Annotated in this window: 21 protein-coding genes and 1 pseudogene; 20 read left to right on the top strand and 2 right to left on the bottom strand. The window is 36.6% G+C overall.

Annotated features, from left to right (window positions below; all coding sequences use genetic code 11):
• The first annotated feature begins 115 nt into the window (after positions 1-115).
• From PCNPT3_RS06480 to PCNPT3_RS06450, 6 genes are all read left to right on the top strand, one after another.
• Positions 116-1249, top strand: coding sequence for a hypothetical protein (locus tag PCNPT3_RS06480; RefSeq protein ID WP_015465071.1), 1134 nt, complete (start codon positions 116-118; stop codon positions 1247-1249).
• A complete protein-coding gene (locus PCNPT3_RS06475) occupies positions 1246-1698 on the top strand; it encodes a three component ABC system middle component (RefSeq protein ID WP_015465070.1) in 453 nt (150 codons plus the stop codon). Before PCNPT3_RS06480 ends, PCNPT3_RS06475 begins: the two co-directional genes overlap by 4 nt.
• Entirely contained in the window at positions 1695-3716 is a 2022-nt protein-coding gene (locus PCNPT3_RS06470) for a DUF3732 domain-containing protein (protein ID WP_015465069.1), read from the top strand. The genes PCNPT3_RS06475 and PCNPT3_RS06470 overlap by 4 nt, the downstream gene beginning before the upstream one ends.
• 124 nt (positions 3717-3840) lie before the next feature.
• Positions 3841-5021 (top strand): IS3 family transposase gene (locus PCNPT3_RS13850; RefSeq protein WP_156801508.1). Its coding sequence is split into 2 segments (ribosomal slippage): positions 3841-4126 and positions 4126-5021, totalling 1182 coding nucleotides; the frame shifts between segments, so codons are not numbered across the junction.
• Positions 5022-5282: 261 nt separating this feature from the next.
• A complete protein-coding gene (locus tag PCNPT3_RS06455; protein ID WP_015465066.1) occupies positions 5283-5795 on the top strand; it encodes a hypothetical protein in 513 nt (170 codons plus the stop codon).
• A 146-nt stretch (positions 5796-5941) separates the two neighbouring features.
• Positions 5942-6544: a hypothetical protein gene (locus tag PCNPT3_RS06450; RefSeq protein WP_015465065.1), complete on the top strand. Its 603-nt coding sequence runs from the start codon at positions 5942-5944 to the stop codon at positions 6542-6544.
• Between the two features lie 28 nt (positions 6545-6572).
• On the opposite strand, the pseudogene PCNPT3_RS13845 reads toward PCNPT3_RS06450, so the two are convergent.
• Positions 6573-7517, bottom strand: a pseudogene (locus PCNPT3_RS13845) (IS110 family transposase).
• A 336-nt stretch (positions 7518-7853) separates the two neighbouring features.
• On the opposite strand from PCNPT3_RS13845, the gene PCNPT3_RS06440 reads away from it, so the two are divergent.
• From PCNPT3_RS06440 to nadS, 3 genes are read left to right on the top strand one after another with little or no spacing between them, the layout of a single operon-like run.
• Positions 7854-8336: an SHOCT domain-containing protein gene (locus PCNPT3_RS06440; protein ID WP_015465063.1), complete on the top strand. Its 483-nt coding sequence runs from the start codon at positions 7854-7856 to the stop codon at positions 8334-8336.
• 29 nt (positions 8337-8365) lie between these two features.
• Entirely contained in the window at positions 8366-8602 is a 237-nt protein-coding gene (locus PCNPT3_RS14395) for a type II toxin-antitoxin system RelE/ParE family toxin (RefSeq protein WP_015465062.1), read from the top strand.
• Positions 8603-8612: 10 nt separating this feature from the next.
• Complete coding sequence (gene nadS, locus PCNPT3_RS06435) at positions 8613-8888, top strand: NadS family protein (RefSeq protein WP_232207376.1); 276 nt, start codon at positions 8613-8615, stop codon at positions 8886-8888.
• Positions 8889-9004: 116 nt separating this feature from the next.
• Here the strand turns inward: nadS and ggt are convergent, their stop codons facing one another.
• Complete coding sequence (gene ggt, locus PCNPT3_RS06430; RefSeq protein ID WP_015465060.1) at positions 9005-10717, bottom strand: gamma-glutamyltransferase; 1713 nt, start codon at positions 10715-10717, stop codon at positions 9005-9007.
• Positions 10718-11347: 630 nt separating this feature from the next.
• Here ggt and PCNPT3_RS06425 point away from each other — a divergent pair.
• The 11 genes from PCNPT3_RS06425 to PCNPT3_RS06375 all read left to right on the top strand — a co-directional run bounded on the left by PCNPT3_RS06425 (position 11348) and on the right by PCNPT3_RS06375 (position 22314).
• Positions 11348-12427, top strand: a complete 1080-nt coding sequence (locus PCNPT3_RS06425; RefSeq protein ID WP_015465059.1) for a DUF418 domain-containing protein — start codon at positions 11348-11350, stop codon at positions 12425-12427.
• Positions 12428-12976: 549 nt separating this feature from the next.
• Positions 12977-13660, top strand: coding sequence for a glucosaminidase domain-containing protein (locus PCNPT3_RS06420; protein ID WP_015465058.1), 684 nt, complete (start codon positions 12977-12979; stop codon positions 13658-13660).
• Between the two features lie 435 nt (positions 13661-14095).
• Positions 14096-14563, top strand: a complete 468-nt coding sequence (locus tag PCNPT3_RS06415; RefSeq protein ID WP_015465057.1) for a GNAT family N-acetyltransferase — start codon at positions 14096-14098, stop codon at positions 14561-14563.
• A 274-nt stretch (positions 14564-14837) separates the two neighbouring features.
• Positions 14838-15194 carry a hypothetical protein gene (locus PCNPT3_RS06410; protein ID WP_156801507.1) on the top strand — a complete coding sequence of 119 codons (357 nt, stop codon included), beginning with the start codon at positions 14838-14840 and terminating at the stop codon, positions 15192-15194.
• Positions 15195-15302: 108 nt separating this feature from the next.
• Positions 15303-15821, top strand: coding sequence for a hypothetical protein (locus tag PCNPT3_RS06405; protein WP_015465055.1), 519 nt, complete (start codon positions 15303-15305; stop codon positions 15819-15821).
• A 101-nt stretch (positions 15822-15922) separates the two neighbouring features.
• A complete protein-coding gene (locus tag PCNPT3_RS06400; protein WP_015465054.1) occupies positions 15923-16396 on the top strand; it encodes an ASCH domain-containing protein in 474 nt (157 codons plus the stop codon).
• A gap of 72 nt (positions 16397-16468) precedes the next feature.
• Positions 16469-16867 (top strand): GFA family protein, encoded by a 399-nt coding sequence (locus PCNPT3_RS06395; RefSeq protein WP_015465053.1) that lies wholly within the window; start codon positions 16469-16471, stop codon positions 16865-16867.
• Between the two features lie 275 nt (positions 16868-17142).
• Entirely contained in the window at positions 17143-17787 is a 645-nt protein-coding gene (locus tag PCNPT3_RS06390) for a class I SAM-dependent methyltransferase (RefSeq protein ID WP_015465052.1), read from the top strand.
• A gap of 245 nt (positions 17788-18032) precedes the next feature.
• A complete protein-coding gene (locus PCNPT3_RS06385; RefSeq protein WP_015465051.1) occupies positions 18033-18629 on the top strand; it encodes a PEP-CTERM sorting domain-containing protein in 597 nt (198 codons plus the stop codon).
• Between the two features lie 424 nt (positions 18630-19053).
• Positions 19054-20034, top strand: coding sequence for an oxygen-dependent tRNA uridine(34) hydroxylase TrhO (gene trhO / locus PCNPT3_RS06380; protein WP_015465050.1), 981 nt, complete (start codon positions 19054-19056; stop codon positions 20032-20034).
• A gap of 270 nt (positions 20035-20304) precedes the next feature.
• Positions 20305-22314, top strand: coding sequence for a hypothetical protein (locus tag PCNPT3_RS06375; protein WP_015465049.1), 2010 nt, complete (start codon positions 20305-20307; stop codon positions 22312-22314).
• The last annotated feature ends 51 nt before the right edge of the window (positions 22315-22365 follow it).

The following is a 22365-nucleotide window of genomic DNA, read 5'->3' as shown; positions in this document are numbered from 1 at the left end:
TTTTTGCTCCTTCGCTGCTGATTTTAACCAACTATTTTTTGCCTGTTAACAGGCCGTTATACGGCTCTAGAAATGGCATGTTGCCAATGTATGCTTTCGACTCAAAGGAACGATAATGAGCGCTGGTCAAACTAAAAATGTTGCACTAACTACTGCTTTAGCATTCCACTATCAAATGCTAATTGGGCTAGAAAAATGTTTCTCATTACAAGAGGGACAGTCAGTTTGGTTTGAAACAGATGGTGATGTTAGCTTGGTTGGTAATGATATTGAAAAAGCAACTCAAATCGAAGTTAAGGACTACTCTAAACCCCTTACCGACCACCATGAGAACCTGTGGAATACACTAAAAAACTGGTTTGATCCAAAATTTGAACATAAAAAATATGGTACATTGGTTCTACACACTACCCAACCCTTCGGCTCAACAACCCGATTAAAGGACTGGAATATCCAAGAACCAGTACAACGTTTAAAAACACTTAAAGATATATATAGTGAGCGTAAGACTGAAGAGCTAGAGACTGAAAATCCAAAAAACATTGTTAAATTGCAAAAAATGGTAATGAGTAAAAGCGATGATCAATTACAAGAGTTGCTTACTAAAGTTGTTCTTCATGTTGAGGCTGATAATACTGAAGAGTTGAGAAAGGGCTTTTGCCGTTCTTTAGATGGATTTATTCCGAAAGCTAACCAACAGGCTTTCGCCGAAGGAATGATTGGCTTTGTATATGAGCAAGCAGATAAAAGAAGTTGGGTAATCGATAAAGGTTCTTTTGATCAGAAACGAGAATTCTTAACTGCTAGATTTGGACCAAGTATTTTTACAGTTCCTACTTTTATTTTACGAGATGCTACAGACGAAGAACTAGAGCAACATTTAGATGCACATTTTGTTCAAAAAATAAATGAAATAGAGTATCCAGATGTCTTGTCTGAAGCCATCGGTAACTGGCTTGAATTAATAAATTCGTTAGATGAAGAACTCAATGGTTTTCCTCAATTCCGAAATACAGCAACTCGTTATCGAGAACAATTGATCAAAACGTTTAATCGAAAATACAGCACAGCATGTCGCAAGTCAGGGTGTTCACTCAATAACTCCAAAGATTTATATGATGAATTCATAAGTGCAGAACCTTTTGGCGTAGAAGGATACGAAAATCCTGATTTTGTATTTAGAAATGGCCTTATTCATGAAGCAATGGATGACAATAATAATAATTTGAAATGGAAGATTGTGAAATGAGTAGTGTTATAGATGCATTGTATCAACTGAAATACAATCCCTTTAAATACGGTGAATACCTAACGTCATTCTATTCCTCGTTGGAAAATTTAGAAAATAATTTTTTGCTCGCACAGCTCGTCATTCCACTTTGTAGTCATCCCTTTTTCGCCAATAAATTAAGACATGCGAATAATAGAAGTTCTCTTTGGTCTATTTTCGATGACAGAACAAGTCTTTATGATCTGCAAGAGCGAATGGATGAATTTAAAGGTCTTACCGAACAAAGTATCCGTTATTGTTTGATCAATGATTGGTTAGTGATTGATCACGAAAACCTAACACTAAGATACTCATCTGATGCAGTTACCATTCCAGCTATACAAAAAAATGCTGTAAATCTAGGTAAATTAATAAGCAGCCATTCTGTGGTTGAGACATATGCGTTTTTAGGAGTCAAACCGCGATGAAAACATTAATTCATGAAATAGGAGTCATCGACAAAGTCGGCAATAAGCATCCTGTATGCTTCAATAAAGGACTTAATGTCGTAACTGGTAAATCCTCGACTGGGAAAAGCGCCCTAATAGAAATTTTCGACTACTGTTTCGGTAGCAGTGAAGACACTGTACCTAAGGGGGTTATCACAGACAGCGCAGCCATTTACTATGTGTGCCTCCAAGTAAATGAACAAAATATGGTTATTGCTAGGCGACCTAATGTTAAGAATAAAGCATTTTTTCATAGCGAAGAGGGCTATTTCCCCAGTAAAATTCAAGAAAATTACTTTGATAGCTGTTATTTTATTGAGATGGGAAAGTATAAAAAGTACCTGAGGAGCTTTTTTTTGGACATTGATGATGTTGATGAATCATTATCAGCGAGAGAAAAAAGAAGAAACAAAGCAAAGTTAGCTACCCCTTCGATCAGAAGTTTTATGTCATTTATTCTTCAACATCAGAATTTAGTGGCGAATAAACATGCATTATTTTACCGCTTTGACGAAAAGATCAAACGGGATCAGGCAATAGAGCACACTAAGATCTTCCTTGGCTTGGTAAATCAAGATTTTTTCATTCTATCACAAGAGCGCGAACGATTACGCGCAGAACTGAATAGCTTAAAGCGCGAACAAGATGCCAATAAGCGGGTTGCAGAAAAGCAGAAACAACGTGTTGCTCCTGTGCTCACTCAATTGTATGCCATGATGGGGTTCGAAGATGAGCCAGTTTCTGCGCCACAGGTACTTCGTAACCCTCAAGACGCTAAGGATAGATTGGATAAGCTCATTGTATCTGAAAATATAGTACATAACTCAAATGCCCTTTCCCAAAGTTACAACCAATTAAAAAGAGAACTCGCTACGAAAACAGCGAAATTGAGAAAGTTTCAAAGGCAAGCGACATCGATAAATAAGCATATAGATGAAGAAGTTCGTTTCGTTGAAAACAGCCTGAAATTTAAGTCGCCAGAGAAAGTGCAGATTGCCACGTCGGTTTGTCCATTTTGCCAAACAGAACAGGAACACCTTAAGCATAGTGCTGAACAATTGCAACGGGCTATTGCAAAAATATCTAGTAGTTTGGCACATACCAAGCCAATGAAGGCAAAGTTTGAATCAACATTAGTTGCTGTGAAACGAGATATAGAGCTGTTTAGTAAAGAAGTAAATATGCTGAACAATCAAATTATGGAAATTGAAAAATCAGAAAAACAGCTTGCTGAACAAAAAAGCCTCTACGAAGCCGTTTTGATGACTAAAGCGCGCTTATTTATGTTGTTAGAAACACTTAACTTAGCAGATGATGCAGAGCTAGAAAATCGCTTTAGCACTATCAAGCAAGACCTGGTAGATATCGATAAAAAACTGAAAAAATATAATATTCAGAAAGGACTGGCCGACGCATCTGAAAAAGTTAATAAGTATATGGCAGAAATTGGTATGCATTTCGAGTTTGAAGAAAGCTACCAACCAATCAACCTGCATTTCTCTTTCGAAACGTTCGATCTTTATCATAAAACTATAAGCGGTGAAAAAATTTATCTAAGATCAATGGGTAGTGGTGCGAACTGGCTATATTGCCATGTCACCTTGTTCCTTGCTATTCACCGATACTTTGCCGAACTTGGTGATAAGTGTTCAATACCGTCTGTTTTATTTTTGGATCAACCTACACAAGTCTATTTCCCGAACTTTAAGCGAGATAATTCAGAAACATTCACGGAACAAAAAATTGCAGATAAAGACCTCCGAACAGAGAATGAACGTGCGATTGACGAAGACATTATAGCTGTTGAAAACTTATTCAGTCAGCTATCTATCTATTGCGACACAGTTGAAAATTCTAATGGCTTTTCACCGCAAATAATTGTCACTGACCATGCAGATGACCTAACTCTATCGAACGGTGTTCAATTTGAAGATTTGGTTAACGGTAATCGTTGGCGTAAGCGAGGGCTGATTGATCCTGTTCCACCAAAGAACTAATGTCCGCTTCTCAAGCAGACAACAGTTGGTAGATTACAATGCCGTATAACAAACTAATAAAGTCGGACTCTGATCTTCCTCCGCTTTAACGGACACCAAAATCTAATTAAAGATGAGGTGTCTTATGCCAAAGTACAACAATCCAAGAAGAACTTGGAAGTATACAAATGATTTCAAAGTAAATGTCGTCCAATTAAGTTTTACTGCAGATATAACTATAAAAGCTGTCGCAGAAAAATTCGACATTCACCCCTTTATGCTGTCTCGATGGCGAAAAGAATATCGTGAAGGGATTATTGTGGCAGACAAACGTAAAAAGATAATGGGTCAATCATTGACTAAAAAAGCACTGACAAAAGAGAAAAATCTTGAGCGAGAAAATAAGCAACTTAAGGAGGAGTTGTACGTCCTAAAAAAGTGGCAACGGTTTCTTGCGGAGGAACATCAGGGCGTTATAGATTCATCGAAAAACTCCGAGCAGAAGTTAATGTGCTCGTTTTATTACGCTTACTTGGCGTTTCTAAAAGTGGTTATTATGATTGGAGAAAGCGTCAGCCCAGTGCTCGTGAAATTAAAGATCGTGAATTAACAGTTAAAATCCAAGCCATATACAATGAACATAAGGGACGTTATGGAAGCCCTAGGATTTTTAAAACATTACAAAAGCTAGGTTATAAGATCAGTAAAAATCGCGTAGAACGGCTGTATCATAGGCTTAATCTCGTTGCTAGAGTGATTCGAGTGACGCATCGCTCAGCGGGTTTAAAACGTTTTCTTGCTACTGGTGAGAACTTGCGACCTGACGGTAATGTACCTACGGTCGTTAATAAAGTGTGGGTTGCTGATGTGACCTATTTAAAAGTAAGAGGTGTGTGGCGTTACTTATCAGTAATTATGGACTTATATTCAAGGCGTATTATTAGTTGGAGTTTAGATAAAAATAGAACAATGGAAGTAACTAAACGTACGCTACAAAATGCAATTAAAAAACGAAAGCCCGCAAAAGGTTTAATGATACATACAGATCGAGGTGTTGAATATCGAGGTCAAGTATATCAAAGAGCATTAAAGCGAAATGGAATAATCCATAGCTTAAGTCGAGCGGGAAAATGTACCGATAATGCTCATATGGAATCTTTTTTTCATTCTATGAAAGCAGAAGTTATTCGCGGTAATACATTTAAAAGTAATATGGAATTACGAGGAGTACTTGGGAGCTGCATTAACAAATACTACAATGCGAGAAGGATGCATTCTGGTATTAACTATTGTTCTCTAATAGAATATGAAGCGCTAGCTGCGTGATAAAAAATGTATCCGTTTTATCGGAGGAGATCACGTGTTTGAGCTTTGCTTAGTTTTTGCAAAAAAAAAACAAAAACTGCTTCATGCCCGCGCCGTTGTTGTGGGCGTTAGATTTTCTCCAATGGAGTTTTGTATTTGTACTATAGTTTTCGATAGTTGCTTATTTAGCATAAGCGAACATAAAAGCTAAATTTCTAATTCAGAGCAATAGCCATATCAGCATAGCTGTGTAATAGGTCCAATAAAACGAGGGTATATCATATGAATAAAATCATCGCTTTAACACTTCTCCTTTTAAGTTCTTCAGTTTTTGCCAATACTACTATTTTTGGAATGGAATTAGGAGTAATGTCCGAAAAAAACTTAAAATCAAAATACAATGTAAGACATACTGGTACTAATAAATACACGAATGGAAATATGTATTCTATTCCTGTTTCAAGTATAAAATTTTCAGATCTGAAAGAGGTAATTGTTATTTTTAGTGCTAATGGCAAGTTGGAGGCGGTTCTAACCACCTTTCCTAAAAATAAGTTTAATTATCTTAATAGCTCTATCGGAAAAAAATATAAACTAATTAGTCAACGAATTCCTTTTGTAGGCAATAAGAAAGTGACATATAGAGATGGTTCAATTGAAATAACGCTTGAGGCACCACATATGAATTTTAATATGTCGATGAATTACATCAGTGATAACTTCACACAAGCATTTAACCGTAAAAGTAGAGCGGAAACTAGAGAAAAACAAGAATCGGAATCGTCACAACTCTAGAAATCTAACAAGAACCTAAACCAGACGGCTAAAGCCGTCACATTTTTTAGTAACGTAACGCAAAAAACTGAGCCCGCACGCTGCAGGTTAGATTGGCATTAGACGTCATTATGATATTTGTAAAATTTAATATGGAGTTAAATTATATGAAAAAATTTATATTATTAGTAGCAATTATCGGACTATCAGGTTGTCAACAAGCTGAAAGTAATAAAGTTTATGATATAAAAGAAGTTTCGAACAAGACTTACCTAATTAACCATGAAACAGGAGAGCTCTCATTAGTATTAAAAGGTAAAGTATTACAATTAGCCAATTACGAACTTCCAAAAACCAAGTTACTTGAAATAGATGGAAATTTTCTAGAAAAAATTCAATTTGATGTGTCGACAAAACAAATAGAAGATCGTGTTTATTATATTTTAAATATTGAAGGTTATGAATCTAAGAAGAAAGACAGCAATGGGAAACTAATTACAGAGGTGTCCGACTTTCAATGGTTTAAGCCGGCGTTAGAAAAGAATAAATATGATAGGATTAAAATACAGTTTGTTGATGCTGACGGATTCAACCTTAAGGAACATAGAATAAGGCTAAATAACAAATATACAAATATTGTCAACCATAATGATCAAGTGACAGGACTTAGATATGAAGGAAGCTTTAATGTTAATCCATTAGTGCTAGCTAAAACAAAGTCGCTAAGCTATACCTACCTAATTAACTCATTAAAAAGTGCGCCTAAATAGTTATAAGAAGAGACTATGGTGTCAATTCTTAATTCGGATTCATTTCAGGATCCCACATGGCACCATCTCTTACCATTGAATTTAGTATAATAATCATCTTTCGAACGCAGGCGATTATCGCTGTTTTCTTTGGTTTTCCAGCTGCAACTAATCGTTGATATGTTGCTTTGAAAACAGGATTACATTGCATAGCTGACATCATTGCCATGTACATCACCGTTCTTATTTTATGGCGACCACCACGGATATTTCGTTGACCTTCATAACTACCACTCTCTTTATTAAATGGCGCTACTCCAATTAGCGAAGCGGCTTCTTTGTTGGTTAAATAACCGAGCTCTGGCATGTCACTCAATAGGTTAAAAGCAACCACAGGGCCGATGCCTGGCATACTTTGAATGATGGTATTTTTGGCTTTGTATTCATCGCACTTTTCAATCAGCTTACTGAGTTTACCGTCGACTTTTTCTATCTGATTTTTAATAGCAGTCAATATGGGTTTGATCATATTCGATATCTCTGAAGGCGATTTTTCTCCATGGTTTGCATGGTCAGGAGTGCCTTCTTCGAGATAACAAATCGCTCATTAACTGCTTGTTTTCTGGCTTTAATGTCGATAACGGTGGTTTAATCGCTTCACCGTAATGGGCTATTAATTGTGCATCAAGCTTGTCTGTTTTAGCCTTGCGACCAATCGCGCCTGCAAACTTTTTAACATGGGCTGGATTTGCCACTGTAAACGGTAATTCTGCTTGTGAGCATGCCATGATAAACGCATGTTCAAGTCGACCCGTAGCTTCAATAACAATACGCGTCGGTTTATGTGGTTTTATTTTTTCATGGCTTCTTTAATGCCTTTATCATCATTAATGACGGTGAAGTAAATATCGAGTGGTCTGATACAAATATCGAGTTGAAACTTGCCTGTGTCGACACCGATGGTGATTTCTTTTTGATTGTTTGTGCAATTCATAATAAGCTGACTCCGCCTTACTATTCGGGCTCGAGGCCCAGTTGACTATCCGAGTTTAATGCTTGGAGTCCTATGCAACGTTCATACTTGTTAGCGGTCTCTCAAATGAGGAGTCTGGCATTCATCGAACTGTTGTATAAGAAAGCTTTGGTTGCAGCCAAAGCTTGGGTCTCACATTACCCTAAAAGGATTAAATGGTAATCATTTGATGGGGTTACTATCCATACAAGGCAATTAAACGAAACTAAAACAGTGGGTTAGGTTTCGCTTCGATCTACATTTTAACCCGCTATTTTAGTCCGATTATTGTGGAGTTAGACTACTACGGAGAGTTTTGTGAAATTAATAATTACAATTTTAGTATCGTTGTTAGTATTGAGTGGCTGTAGCACATCCAGTGTTATAGCTACTGGACCTGATACTTATATGGTTTCAGCTAGTGGTGCCGGTTTTGCCTCAGCCGGTGTTCGGGAGGCTGTTTATGAAAAGGCAAATGCTTTTTGTACGTCAAAAAGTCTGGTGATGGTTCCTATTACTTTTAAAGCAAGAGAGGGGGCGCTCGGTCGTCATCCTCCTAGTGCAGCTTTGACTTTCAGGGCTTTAAAACCTGGCGATCCAGATATAGAAAGACCAATGATTTATGATCATAATCGAAATGTGAACATTACAAAAAAAGTTGAAATTTCTGAAAGTCTAAATAAAAGTAACTATGAATCGGATCTACATAGTAAATTATTAAAACTGGATGATCTAAGAAAAAGAAATTTGCTATCGGATGCTGAATTTCAAAAAGAAAAGAAAAAGTTACTTCAAAATTAGTGGGCGGCGTAGCCTAACAAAAACCTCAATTGGATGGATTTTACTGTCGCATTTTTTGCACTGGAGGAATTAGAAAGCTAAGGTGGGCTAAAAGTGGTAGTGGAAAAAGCGGTGGAGTGAGAGTGATATATTATTTTCATAACGAAACGATGCCTTTGTTTCTTATTTCCCTTTTTGGAAAAAATGAAAAAGCTAACTTATCTCATTCTGAACGTAATTTGCTAGCTAAATTCACTTCAACATTAGTTAAGAATTATGGAGGCTAAAATGAGTAGCATGTTTGAAAGTATTAAGCAGGGGTTGAGTGAAGCAGTAGACTTCAGCGAAGGTAATATTAAGAATGCAACTGTTCATAAATTTGATCCCGTTGACGTAAAAGCAATACGATCAAATGTACATATGACACAAACAGAGTTCGCATCAAATTTTGGAATTAGTTTAGGCACTCTGAGACATTGGGAACGAGGAGACAGAACGCCTAGAGGTCCTGCACTTGTTCTACTCACTGTTTTATCTAAAAACCCAAGTGCTGTAATTCAGGCTTTAGCGTAAACAAAAAACTATAAGTTGATTAAACGAGATTCACTTAATAAGGTTATAAAACCACGCTCTAAGAGCGTGGTTTTTTACTTTTAAAGACAGAAGTTAAAACGCTAAAACTATTCGTTTTAATATCCTAAAGCACTGGAGGTAGAACGTCGAGGGTCCGCCGCTCCATAGAATTTCCCATCTTTTATCATGATACTTTGAATTGCTCCCATCGCTTGTTTTTGAACAACTTTATGGCCTTTATCTTCTAGTAGCTTAATAGTATCTTTTGAGAAACCTTCTTCTATTCTTATTTCATCTGGAAACCATTGGTGATGCATTCTTGGTGCGTTTACAGCCGCTTGAATGTTTAAATTATGATCAATTACATTTGAAATAACTTGTAGAGTGGTAGTAATAATTCTTGAACCACCCGGGCTTCCGGTGACTAAAAAGTTTTTACCATCCTTTTTAACAATAGTAGGGGACATAGAGCTTAACATTCTTTTATTAGGCTCTATTTTATTAGCTTCTCCTCCAATTAATCCATAAGCATTTTCAACGCCTGGTTTAGCCGAGAAGTCATCCATTTCATTATTAAGTAAAAAACCGGCTTTGTTTACAATTATTCCCGAGCCGTAAGAGAAGTTAATGGTATAAGTATTAGAGACTACATTCCCAAATTTATCGGCAATTGAAAAATGTGTTGTTTCATTGCTTTCATATCCGGGCGCATTTCCCGCTTTAATCTCTGTTGATACAGACGCTTTATTCGTTATGCTTTTGGATAATTCTTTCGCGTAAGCTTTAGAAGTAATACCTTTAAGGGGTACTTTTACAAAGTCACTATCACCTAAATATTCTGCTCGATCTGCATAGGCTCTTCGCATCGATTCAGCCATAATATGTATCGTTTGTGCGCTATTATGTCCGGACTCTTTAATATCAAAGTTTTCCATAATATTTAATATTTGAACTATATGTGCGCCACCTGAACTCGGAGGAGACATAGAATAAATATCATAAGATCTATAGGTACCATGAACAGGCTCTCTAATACTTGCTTTGTAGGATTTCAAATCATCCATCGTGATCAATCCATTATTCGCTTTCATATCTTCTACGATATATTTAGCTGTTTGTCCTGTATAAAATTCTCGAGCGCCATACTTCGAAATTCTTTTAAGTGTATTGGCTAAATCTTTTTGAATAAAAAGTTCACCCACTTTGTAAGGGCTTCCATCCTTTTTAAAAAATATTTTTGCACTTGCTGGAAATCTTTTTAAATTTTTCTCTTTTGATTTTACACCGTTAAAGAATCTAGGCGTAATGACAAAACCATTTTCGGCAAGTTTAATGGCAGGGGCAAGTGCAGCTTGCAAAGAGATTGTTCCAAACTTTTCTAACGCTAAGGCTAGTCCTGCGACTGTTCCTGGAACACCTGCAGATTGATGAGAAAATCTTGATAGACTTTTATCGACATTTTTATTCTTATCTAAAAACATATCTTTATAAGCGGCAGCGGGGGCTTTTTCTCTATAATCAATCGCAAGCACTTTATTGGTTTTATCATTTGATATCAGCATAAAACCGCCACCACCAATATTTCCAGATCGAGGTTGTGTCACAGCTAAAGCAAACGCGGCCGTTACCGCAGCATCAATCGCATTTCCTCCTTTTTTTAGAACGTTAAGGGCTTCTTGTGACGCTAAAAAATGACTCGTTACGACCATTCCATTAGCTGATTCAATTGGAATCGATCTATCTCCTTCCAATATGTTTTGCGCAAATATACTTTGCACAAAAAGACTTTGGCAGAGAATCAAACTAAAAAAAATCTTTTTATTCAACATTTAAAATCCTTTATTGTGTGTTTAACATACACATTAAAGTAGAGTAAAAAAGAGTATAAGTAAAAATACATTACTTTATTACTTATAACAAAATAATGAAACATCGTGCATATAGAGGTTTCTTATACCAAAGGAATTAATTAAGTTTTCATGTATTGCGCAAGAAAAATTAACACTAGCAATGCATGAGTGGTAGGAGATAGTTGTTCTCACTTCAAAACTCACACAAGGGCTCTCTTCATTAATGCCGTTTTCAAAGGGGAAAAAGGGCTATTTACAAGAATCGATGAGATAAGATCAGTGCTAGAGCGCTTCGCACTTAGTATTTAGTATTTGGTTATGAGCCTGATGTTTAATCATTACTTTCCTTTAATTTGAAACATAATAAAAATTTCATTATGTTATATAGTTATAGTCAGCCTTTGCATTATCTAATGAAAACCTAAACGTAGTTAAGATAGGATCAAGCAATAAGAACAATGGCGAATAAGACAAATTTGTCATTCTGCTCGTTGCTTATACACGAGGCGTTTAAACGAAACTAAAACTATTAATTATGTTTCGTTTCTCAATATTTCAACCCATAATTTTAGTTCGATTAACGAGGCGTTAGCTTTTAATGGAGTTTCGATGAGCCAAAGAGTAGCGGGGTTTGATCTTGCCAGAGCTTTAGCAATATTCGCCATGATCATAGTTAACTTTAAAATCGCAATGGATCCTGAAACGGGTCATTCTCTATTGCTAAGTTTCGCAGGGCTTTTTGAAGGTCGAGCATCGGCATTATTCGTCATTCTCGCAGGTATTGGCGTCACATTTATAACCAATAAAGCAAGGGCGTCTGGTGAACGATTTTTTATACTAAAGAGTCGTTTATCGTTGCTAAAACGAGGATTGTTACTGATTTCGATAGGTCTTCTTTTTACGCCAATATGGGAGGCTGACATCCTCCATTTTTACGGGTTTTATTTCTTAATAGCGGCCGTAACCTTTACGGTTAACGACAAAGTACTGTTATTTATATCGGCACTGATCATGATCTCATTTCCCGTTTTGATGCTGTTTTTCAACTATGAACAGAACTGGAATTGGGTGACATTAACCTATGAAAATTTTTGGACATTCGATGGTATGGTTAGGCATATAATATTTAACGGTTTTCACCCAGTGTTTCCTTGGGCTACCTTTTTATTATTTGGGATGTGGCTAGGGAGGCTGGATTTATCGCAAGCATTTATGAGAAAAAGGCTGCTTATTGGGTCACTCATCACCCTTATTATCACCGAATGTAGCTTTTATTTTATAAGAGCTGCTATCGGTGACGGTAGTGCGCTTGAAATGGCACCAGAGGAAGTGGCATTTTTATTTTCAACATCCATCATCCCCCCGTTACCTCAATATATAATCTCTGCCGGTAGCTCCGCCGTTGTGACGCTGGTTACTTGCCTCTACTTTTCAGAGAGATATTCGGAAAGTAATATGATTAGATGGCTGTGCCAAACGGGGAAAGTGTCTTTAACCTTGTATGTTGCCCACGTCATTATTGGTATGGGTCTCCTTGACTCTATCGGACGGTTAGAAAACCAGACAATAAACTTTTCACTGCTTAGCGCATTGATATTCTGTGTTTTTGGGGTGATATTTAGTGTCACGTGGCTTAAGTTTTTTGAAACAGGGCCGTTAGAATGGATCTTTCGCAAGGTTGCAAGCTAACAAAGCATTGCAACGGGTAAGGCGCGGAATATGGTGTTAGCCAGTCATTCAATGGGCGCATCCTTTTCATGGAATAGTCATTCGTTCTATACAAAAATACGCTTAGGAAAACGCCTAAGTATATTATTCATATTAACTATTACTGTATCTGTTGCGATACTTCCGTATTCAATTCCTGTAGTTTCTGCATTTCCCCCGCCCCGAAGTTAACCTATATACACAGTCTAATTTTCATTTGCCTTATAATGTGACTTTTTAGGTTTTTTAACGCAGTAAATGCATTACTTTTACATTTGAATAAGTGTAAGCCCCCCCGTAAACAAGCAATACTTTTTATCAAATATGTACTTCTATAGATCCCGCTATAACAACAGATTTCACTTCGAACACAAAAAATAATCACTCACACATAGGCGAATAATAACAACGCACTGTTTATTGGTGTGTTTTTGTGCTATTAAATAAACTATAAGTAATTGTTAGATGTGTAATTAGCGTCCATTAAATACATTCTTAATTATTCATTATCGTATAAAAAAGGAATAAACAGTGCAACTTGCTAAGCAAACCAAAATAGCTATGGTGATTGCTCTTCTGTTGAGTATAGCCAGTCTCATTTTCTATATAACTCAAAATGAAGCTGAATTGGCACCCGTGACCGTACAAGACAAAAAAGAAAGGTTTAGATCGTTAATCGTTCCCGCCGTTAATAATGTCTATGCAAATTTGATGAAGCAATATGTGGAAATTAAAGAAATAATAGATGCAGGGCAAAGCAATGATGAAATAGAAAAATTGAAAGTTGAATATAAAGCGACTACAAATAGTGATCTACTCATGGCACTAAAACCACACCCCAGGAGCATTGCTATCGCACAAGCTGCAATGGAAAGCTCTTGGGCTACTTCTCGTTTTTTTAGAGAAGCGAATAATATATTTGGTGTATGGTCTTTTGATGAAAATGAACCCCGTATTGCGGCATTACAAAAGCGTAGTGGTAAAACCATTTGGCTGAAGAAATACCGCACGGTTGAAGAAGCTGTATATGATTATTATCGTACATTAGCCAGAAGTAGTGCCTTTGCTGAATTTCGACAAACCAAAGTGATAACGAATGATCCCTTTATACTTGTGACAAAGCTAGATCGTTATTCCGAAAAAGGCCATTTATACGGTAAAGAGCTAACCGCAATTATCAAGTTTAATAAATTTAATGAGTATGATAAAAATTAAAAAGTATTTCAGTTCATCACAAATTATAGCCAACCGTTTTTAGTCGTTTATTGCAACGATAGCAGTTAATGGAGTTTTAAAATTGAGTAGTGTACCGGTGATCTCATTAGATAAAGATAAGTTGGATGTGAGTAAAATTTACGATCACATTTCAAATAGATCTTATTGGGGAAAAGGACGAACACTTGAACCGGTTCAAATATCTATTGATAACTCTATATGACTTGGTGTTTATATAAATAATGTTCAAGTAGGTTTCGGTTAATTACTTATGGGGGCAATATTTAAAAACTGTTAATTGGCTATTACGAACAAGTGATGCACAAGGCTTATACGAAAAGTTTGGTTTTATGGTAGTTGAAAGCCCGACTAGTTATATGAGAAAGATTACTAGAATAAACAACTAACAAGGCGTTATACTCACTACGAGGTAGTATGGAAGTGCATTGCAAAATTCTAAAACGACAGGACAGCCTCAAATATCGAGAGTTACGGCTTGAAAGTCTTAAAATGCATGCAGAGTTATTTGGCTCTGATCACGAAACACAATCTAAACTACCTAAATTGTTCTTTGAGCGCATGATTGAAGACGAAAACGAAAATTACGTAATGATTGGCGCTTTTAGTGGTCAAGATCTTATTGGTTTATGCGGTTTGATCCCAAGGGATAAAAAAAATTCATTAGAAATTGTTCAAATGTATGTCACCTCAAATGCTCGAGGCAAATCAACGGGCCAACGGTTATTGTCAAAAGCTGGATCAGTATTGCTCAATTGCAGTGCAAACACGTTGGAGTTAACTGTTTACTCTAGCAATTATGTGGCAATTAAATCTTATGAAAGTTTTGGTTTCAACCGTGTTGTAGACAACGGCAATGAAATCATCATGACTTTTCAGCCGTGAACAAGACCATAAAGCAGGACTACAACAGCTTGCTCAATTCCGCTTCGCTGCACCGTATGATCGAAAATTTTAGTCCGCGCTGTTATTTTAGCTATTGCGTATCTAGCTATGCGGGCTGCATATATACCTTTTCAAATACATCTATAAATGACGCAATAAATTTTTTCTGGTTATGAGTATTTTTTATGTAAAAGATCATATTAAAAATAAAGGCATAAAAGATTTTCATCCAAAGCAGAATGATCACATAAAAAATGTAAATAAGGATTTAAAAGTGGATATATCAAATTTGGGTAAGGCTCTAAGTTCTAATGGATATGAATTCGTACATGGCAATGATAAGTTTAAAGTTAAGCTAGGAGGCTTTGCCAATAAAGTATCAATATCTTGGGATCAAAGTCGTCAAAAACTAAGTTTTTCTTATGGGCAATATATTATTCCATTTTTAGCGTTAATGTTCGGGGTATTTACCGTTTATAGTTTCATGAATTCAAACATGGTTGGCACCGTGCTACAGGGCGTTGTCACTATAATGTACGCATTGATGACAATCAGCACTGAAATTAAAGTAACTGAGTTAAAGAGCGTTTTAAGTAAATTTGTCCCGATAAAAGATGAAGTCGTTGAATGATCTGACACATAACGCTTTCTCATTGTTTTTGCAAAAGAAAGGGCCCCAAAGCTACGCGCCAGTTATTAAAGCGTTATATTTCGAGGTAACTGAGGAGTCTAACTGAGCATGAAAATGAAACTTAACAATGTAATATTTACAAGGAATTTAGAGTTTATGCGTATTAATAAAGGAATATTGTTTGCAGCAAGCCTTCTCGTTTCGTTTGCTCATGCCGAAACCTTAGAATTTCCAAAAGCAGGTTTTTCAATTGCTAGCCTAGATAGCAGTCCTACCTTAGGAATAATTCAGCCAATTCAGATGCTTCTTCCTGCAAAGAATGGTTTTTCGGCAAATGTAAACGTTCAAGTTCAAGCTTATTCAGGAACAATGCAAGAATACAAAGACTTATCCGAAGGTCAATTTAAATTGAGGGGATTAACCGTTCTCTATATAAACGAACAGGGTAACTCTCTTACATTTGAATATAGGGGGAAAATGCAAAGTTTAAGTCTTCATTGGTACGCGAAAGCATTCAAAAAAGGTGATCATATTTATTTAGCTACCGCGACAAGCACCGAGGATGACTGGGAGCTAAATAAAGAACAATTAATGTCTAATGTAAATAGCTTTAAGCTTAGTAAATAGAACAAGTCATTAACGAAGCGCGCATCAGTGATTGTTAGGTGATATTAATCCACATGTAGCCGTATCGCGGTTATATTTTAATAACGAGTAAAATTAATATCATGGAAGAAAAAGCCAAAAACTATTTGAATCAATACCTTGGATCATTAAGCGCATCTGAACGTCAACGATATCAATCATTTAGCGCAGATTACTTTTGTGCTGATGAGTACAATGCCAATTTATGTGCAGAGTTGATCCGTAAAGGCCAAAAAACAGCGACGTGTAGCCTGAAATATGGGTATGGCGCTGCGAATGAGCCAATGCCCAAAATTGGCCACTTGATGGTTGTCACTGACTGGAATGGCCATCCGATTTGTATTGTTGAAATTGATTCGGTGAAAGAATGTAAATATTCTGACGTATCCACTGAATTTGCTTATCTAGAAGGTGAGGGCGATCGTACACTAAAATGGTGGCGAAAAGCCCACTGGGATTTCTTTGTAAACGAATGTTCCGAGCTTAATATTGACGCATGTGCAGATATGATGCTAGTTTTAGAGCAATTTCACGTCGTTCATCCATCAAAAATATAACACACCTAATAACACTGCCAAACCGACGTGCTCGTTAATGATCGCCATATTTTAAAACCTGAGGAGTGAACTATGAGTACCGTTAAAGGAAGTTGTCATTGTAAGGCTGTAAAGTGGGAATTTACTTTACCGATTAAAACGGTTGTTAAATGCCATTGTCAAAATTGTAGAAAATTACAAGGATCGGATTATAGCTCATGGGTTATTGTCCCTCAGGAGCAACTTGAAATAACGTCAGGTAAAGAATATCTCTCTAAATATGAGGCGAGTGAACTCTCCAGTAAAACATTTTGTTCTCTTTGTGGCTCTTCTACCTATTTAATGAATGGAAAGCACTTTCCTGATCACTTTGTTATTCCCCTTGGCGCGATTGATAATTATTCAGAGGTGTTAGCGCCACAGATACAAGTTTACACCGCAGACAAGGCAGCATGGGTGAGTTTACATGATGATGAGCCCGTACTTAATTAAAGAATAAGTCGGGATAAGGGAAAATATGCAACCACAAGAAGGTGTTAGCGCCACAGATACAAGTTTACACCACAGACAAGGCTGCATGGGTGAGTTTACATGATGATGAGCCCGTACTTAATTAAAGAATAAGTCGGGATAAGGGAAAATATGCAACCACAAGAAGGTGTTAGCGCCACAGATACAAGTTTACACCACAGACAAGGCTGCATGGGTGAGTTTACATGATGATGAGCCCGTACTTAATTAAAGAATAAGTCGGGATAAGGGAAAATATGCAACCACAAGAAATAGCATCGCAGTTGCGTTGCCCCAGTGGGGCAGAAGCAACGGACGTTGCAAAAAAGATGAATATATCCAACTATTCACTTAATAAAAAATGCATCGGACTTTTGCAACTAAAGGCATCTGACTCGGTGTTAGAAATTGGCCCAGGTAATGGCACATTCGTCGCTGATATCATTAATGTCGCCAAAGATATCACCTATATGGGTGTCGATTGGTCTGCAGAGATGGTGGTAGAGGCTCGGAGTATCAATGAACACTTGATAAATATTGGGATCGTTCAATTCCAACAAGGCAACTCTCAACAGTTAGCATTTGAAAGCCACATATTCGACAAAGTATTTACGGCTCACACTATTTACTTTTGGGACGATCCTAGTGAGCATCTTGCAGAGATTCGAAGAGTACTGAAACCATCCGGCTTATTGTGCATTGCCTTCGGTAATTGTAAATTTATGAAGGATCTTGCGTTTGTTGAATATGGTTTTGAACTATATGATCCGTTAAAAGCCATTAAGTTACTACATTCATCCGGTTTTAGCATTATCGAAACGTATCAGCACAAAGAGAGAGGACGTAGCAATGCAGGCGACATCGTGGACAAAGTGATTGATATCCTTGTATGTAAGGCTTAACAATATCTGACTCTACCGATTGAAAAGTACTTTTCTCTTTTTATGGGTTTAGTGCATCAATGAGTATATTGCTTATCACTGATGGATATTTGCTCCTACCCCACAAAAAACATGTCGACTTTTTATACACTTTCTTCCTGTCACAAATCTCAATATAAAAATAAGACTGATAATTCAATGCACTAAAAGCTTGGCTCAGTTCTTGCTCTTACTTGGTTAAATCTATTTATAATGAGGAAAATATAATGAAAAAGTTTGTTTGTTTACTCGCCTGTTTGTTTGCTTTCTCTGCAAATGCTACTTTAATAACGAGTATTTCTTCCGGTTATACGACGCATGACTTCCTTTCTTCGGGCGCTAAATCTGGGTCCATCCATGAAAGTGGTATAACTTATAGTTCGACTTATTCGTCATCTGTTTATGGTTATGATGGTAATTATGGTTTTTTACGTAATGGGCGCTGGAATAACATGAATATGATTGGTCTTAATACTTCGTTTGGAACAATGACGATAGAGTTCGATAACGCGGTTAGTGAAGTATTAGCCTTTGTAAACTATATAGATGGTTGGTTTGGCAATGCTAAAATGAGTGTTTTTGATTCAAACTTTAATTTATTGGAAACGAATACGTTGACCTTCCGTACTAATAAGTCTAATAATTCAGGATTCGATCTTGGTTTTAGCAGTGACACCAATGAAATAAAATATATTCAATTTAGTGACCAATACATAGGTGTACATAACTTACGCACGGTACAAGTACCTGAACCTTCAGCGATACTATTACTTGCATTTGGACTCGCCGGCATTGGTTTTTCAATGAAAAAGAAAGCGACTTAAATAGCTTTCGTTATCGCGCCTCGATATTATCGGGGCTTTTTTATGTCAAAAAGAGAAACGACTCATCTTATTTTATCTTGGTTATTAACAGCCCACACTAACAACAAGTCACTAATCAAAAACATAGCTATTCACGTCGCGTATAAAAATGCGATAAAAAGAAACGCGACAGAGCTCTGAACTCATCAGCATTTTCTGCCTTTATTTCTTCATTATCCCATCAAATAGATATTCCCTAATGGCTCTCTTCTTCAAAAAATCAAAACCTATCGCGTATAAATTCAACGCAACTTAAACCCTTTGTTTTTACATGGGTAAATTGATATAGATCAATTTATCTGCATCAAGCTTATATTTCTGTTAGCATTCAGCCTTTATCTACAGCACTAGATTTACGATCTAGTTCGCTCACTAGGAATAGAAAATGTCAGTAAAAATCACTGTTTGTGCATTATATAAGTTCGTCCGCTTAGAAACGTTTGAAGCGTTACGTGCGCCTTTATTACAGAAAATGCAAAGCCAAGACGTTCGCGGTACCTTGCTACTCGCAGCCGAAGGTATCAATGGTACGATTGCCGGTCCTCAAAAGGGGATTGACGCCGTATTAAGTTTCTTATCTCTATATCCAAATTTAGAAGAGATCTCTTTTAAGCAGTCTTACCATGATGAAAATCCTTTTCTACGTACAAAAGTAAAACTCAAAAAAGAAATTGTCACACTGGGTGTTGAAGGCATTGATCCTAACCAAGTGGTGGGGACTTATGTTAAACCCAAGGATTGGAATGCGCTTATTTCTGATCCCGACGTGACCTTGATTGATACGCGTAATGATTACGAAATTGAAATTGGTACATTTCAAAATGCCGTTAATCCACATACCACCACTTTCCGTGAATTTCCTGAGTATGTTAAGAATAATTTAGATAAAAACAAACACAAAAAAGTCGCAATGTACTGTACTGGTGGGATCCGCTGTGAAAAATCAACGGCTTACTTAAAAGAGCAGGGGTTTTCAGAAGTTTATCACTTAGAGGGTGGTATTCTTAAATATCTTGAAGAAGTCAAAAAAGAAGAAAGTATGTGGGAAGGCGAATGCTTTGTATTTGATGCTAGAGTCTCGGTGGATCACGATTTAAAACAAGGGCAATGTGGGCAGTGTTATGCTTGTCGTTACCCTTTAACTCAAGACGAAATGCAAAGCCCGCATTATGTTAAAGGCCTTAGCTGTCATCGTTGTCATGATCAAGTTACAGATATACAACGTAATCGTTTTGCTGAGCGCGAGCGTCAAATGGGATTAGCAGAGAAACGTGGTGAAGCACATATTGGTGGGGCGGTTAAACAAGTCATTAATGAGCGCCGCGCAGAAAAAGCGCAGAAGAAAGCACAACAAAACGTGAAGTGATCGTTTAAGTTTGGCGCATCACAGTCAAAAAACCGCTAAGTAAGGTGACGTTAGTCGTTATCTTCATGCGGTTTTTTATTGTCTAACATTTGGCGGGCTTAGATCGCACGTTTAAGTTGATTTATTCTTGCTAGTTGATTTGTTTTGTTATCTAATTGGTTGATAACATTAATGATCTCAGCGCTAACCAAGGTGAATAAATCACTGTACCATGGCAAGGGATTTACGCTAGCACTCGAGATAAGTCATTAACTAAAAAAGGAATTTAAAGTGGAAAAAAAAGAATATTTAGCGCTGTTTGATAAATTTAAGCAAAAAGACGATGTTAAACTGGTCAATAATAGTAAAGGCATCGGCGCACCTAAATTTTGGGCGCCTGTTTTTGCCGTTTTGATCACTTTATTTGATCCCCTTGATTTGACCATGCTAGAGCAACTCATCCTCTCTTTGCCTATTTTAACGATATTCTTATATGTCAGCATGAATTATGGTTTTTATTTTCTATACAAATCAATGAATTGGCAACAACCTGTACTACCTTCTGATAAATTTAAATACTCAGGAGATTTAGATAAAGACATAGAAGAGATCACTGAAAACCTGGCTCTTTTAGAGTTATCGGATATTTTTACACTATTACCTCAAATAAAAGTTAAGTCTTCAATCTCTATTGGCTGTTTTATTACAACCGACGTCATTCTCTTTAAAAAATTAATGCGGACAGATGATTTAATTCTTGACGTAAAATATAAAGATGTGAAAAGAAGAGATGCCTTTCTTTTCTTTTATCAAAATGCACCCGCCATTAAACTGTTAAATACTATCATTCCCTTGCTAATCAACGCTCAAATAAAAGATCTGAACGCGTTACTGGCAAATAAATTAGTCGCAGATTTACCAAAAGTACTTAATGCGCTTAAAAATATTGATACGTTTATGGCGCTTGATTTTACAACCACAATGGATAACAACGCCATTGTTGCAACGCCAGACAAGTTTAGGCTCGCCATTGCAGAGTTAACACCCTTTAAAGACGCGCTACCCTCGAACATAGAATTAGAAGCGTATTTACTCTCATCCCCCTTAAAGATGGATGATTTACGAACCCTAAACAACTTTATTTCTGATAAAAACAACAAGGTATCTGCCTTACTTAGCGTTGATATATTTCGACCGTTATTGAGTGTGTTATTAGATAACGATGTAGCAGATGTCGTTACGCAGCATGATACAACTTATCAAACCTTTGTTTTGTCGATTGAGCGTCAGGCGGACTTATTAAAAGAATTTTCAGCGATAGAGCCTGACTTTGATAGTGAAAATACAGACTTCAAAATAAAAACCATAAACCTTCAAAACTTTATGATAAATAATGATTTCATTAACTTAAAGTCGATATCTGATTCTTTTTATGATTTACAAAAAAGAAAATTAGATGGCATTATCCCAGTTACGTTTTATGGGGAATTATTTGGCGCCTATTTAAAAGAGAACCAAACACCGGAGAATATAGAGCAGTTTATAGAAGCTTATTTTGATTTAACTAACAATGGCTTTATTTATAACTCAGTAGTGGCGGAGCATCTCTTTGGCTTAATACAAGAAAATAAAGTCTCTGATGCGCAAATTTACACTTGGTTATTACGTTATAATGACATTTATATTGTTAAACATGTTTTCTTTAACGCTCAGTATGATGCTATCGATAGAACACATATCATAAATAAGTATCTCGACTCCGACTGTTTCAACTCTGATATGGTTGATATGATCTCAGACGAGAAGATAACTAATGTTGCTATCTACCAAACCTTTATGAGTACTTTCAGCACTTATTCAAATAATTTCTTCATATATAAAATTTTACCGCATAAAGCGTTATTAGCGTTTGATATTAAAGAGACACTCGATAACTTCATCACCCTGATCTGGAATGAATTAGATTGTTTGCATAAAGTATCTTCTCAGCAAGATGTTATGCAACTTATTGCAACGCAGTTAGGCAATGATGCATTAAAAAACTTTAAATCTAATATTTCTAAATTAGAAACTGAATTAGATCTAAAACAAAAAGCGGAAGAAACGCGACAATCTGCATTACAAACAGAAGAGTATCAAAGACAACAAGCTATCTCATCTCAAAATGCAGAAAACCACTCAAAAGCCTCTTACGCACAATCGGTATCGGCGAATAAAAATGCAGTCGCTGCAAACAGAAAAGCAGGCCAAGCACTGAAAAATAGCAAACATAAAGAGAAAGATTTATTTAGCTTATCTTAAACATTATCACGCGATGCTCCTACATTGTGGCGCATCCGTTGTGATGACATC

It is taken from the genome of Psychromonas sp. CNPT3, from assembly GCF_000153405.2.
In the GTDB taxonomy this organism is placed as follows: Bacteria; Pseudomonadota; Gammaproteobacteria; order Enterobacterales; family Psychromonadaceae; genus Psychromonas.
The sequence above is the reverse complement of the archived record's forward strand: the minus strand, read 5'-3'. Positions and strand labels throughout refer to the sequence as shown.

What these genes read in the sequence shown, in the direction of transcription:
- PCNPT3_RS06480 (WP_015465071.1), top strand. Translation starts at nt 116, where the DNA reads ATGAGCGCTGGTCAAACTAAAAATGTTGCACTAACTACTGCTTTAGCA.
- PCNPT3_RS06475 (WP_015465070.1), top strand. Translation starts at nt 1,246, where the DNA reads ATGAGTAGTGTTATAGATGCATTGTATCAACTGAAATACAATCCCTTT.
- PCNPT3_RS06470 (WP_015465069.1), top strand. Translation starts at nt 1,695, where the DNA reads ATGAAAACATTAATTCATGAAATAGGAGTCATCGACAAAGTCGGCAAT.
- PCNPT3_RS06455 (WP_015465066.1), top strand. Translation starts at nt 5,283, where the DNA reads ATGAATAAAATCATCGCTTTAACACTTCTCCTTTTAAGTTCTTCAGTT.
- PCNPT3_RS06450 (WP_015465065.1), top strand. Translation starts at nt 5,942, where the DNA reads ATGAAAAAATTTATATTATTAGTAGCAATTATCGGACTATCAGGTTGT.
- nadS (WP_232207376.1), top strand. Translation starts at nt 8,613, where the DNA reads ATGTTTGAAAGTATTAAGCAGGGGTTGAGTGAAGCAGTAGACTTCAGC.
- ggt (WP_015465060.1), bottom strand. Translation starts at nt 10,717, where the DNA reads ATGTTGAATAAAAAGATTTTTTTTAGTTTGATTCTCTGCCAAAGTCTT.
- PCNPT3_RS06425 (WP_015465059.1), top strand. Translation starts at nt 11,348, where the DNA reads ATGAGCCAAAGAGTAGCGGGGTTTGATCTTGCCAGAGCTTTAGCAATA.
- PCNPT3_RS06415 (WP_015465057.1), top strand. Translation starts at nt 14,096, where the DNA reads ATGGAAGTGCATTGCAAAATTCTAAAACGACAGGACAGCCTCAAATAT.
- PCNPT3_RS06405 (WP_015465055.1), top strand. Translation starts at nt 15,303, where the DNA reads ATGAAAATGAAACTTAACAATGTAATATTTACAAGGAATTTAGAGTTT.
- PCNPT3_RS06400 (WP_015465054.1), top strand. Translation starts at nt 15,923, where the DNA reads ATGGAAGAAAAAGCCAAAAACTATTTGAATCAATACCTTGGATCATTA.
- PCNPT3_RS06395 (WP_015465053.1), top strand. Translation starts at nt 16,469, where the DNA reads ATGAGTACCGTTAAAGGAAGTTGTCATTGTAAGGCTGTAAAGTGGGAA.
- PCNPT3_RS06390 (WP_015465052.1), top strand. Translation starts at nt 17,143, where the DNA reads ATGCAACCACAAGAAATAGCATCGCAGTTGCGTTGCCCCAGTGGGGCA.
- PCNPT3_RS06385 (WP_015465051.1), top strand. Translation starts at nt 18,033, where the DNA reads ATGAAAAAGTTTGTTTGTTTACTCGCCTGTTTGTTTGCTTTCTCTGCA.
- trhO (WP_015465050.1), top strand. Translation starts at nt 19,054, where the DNA reads ATGTCAGTAAAAATCACTGTTTGTGCATTATATAAGTTCGTCCGCTTA.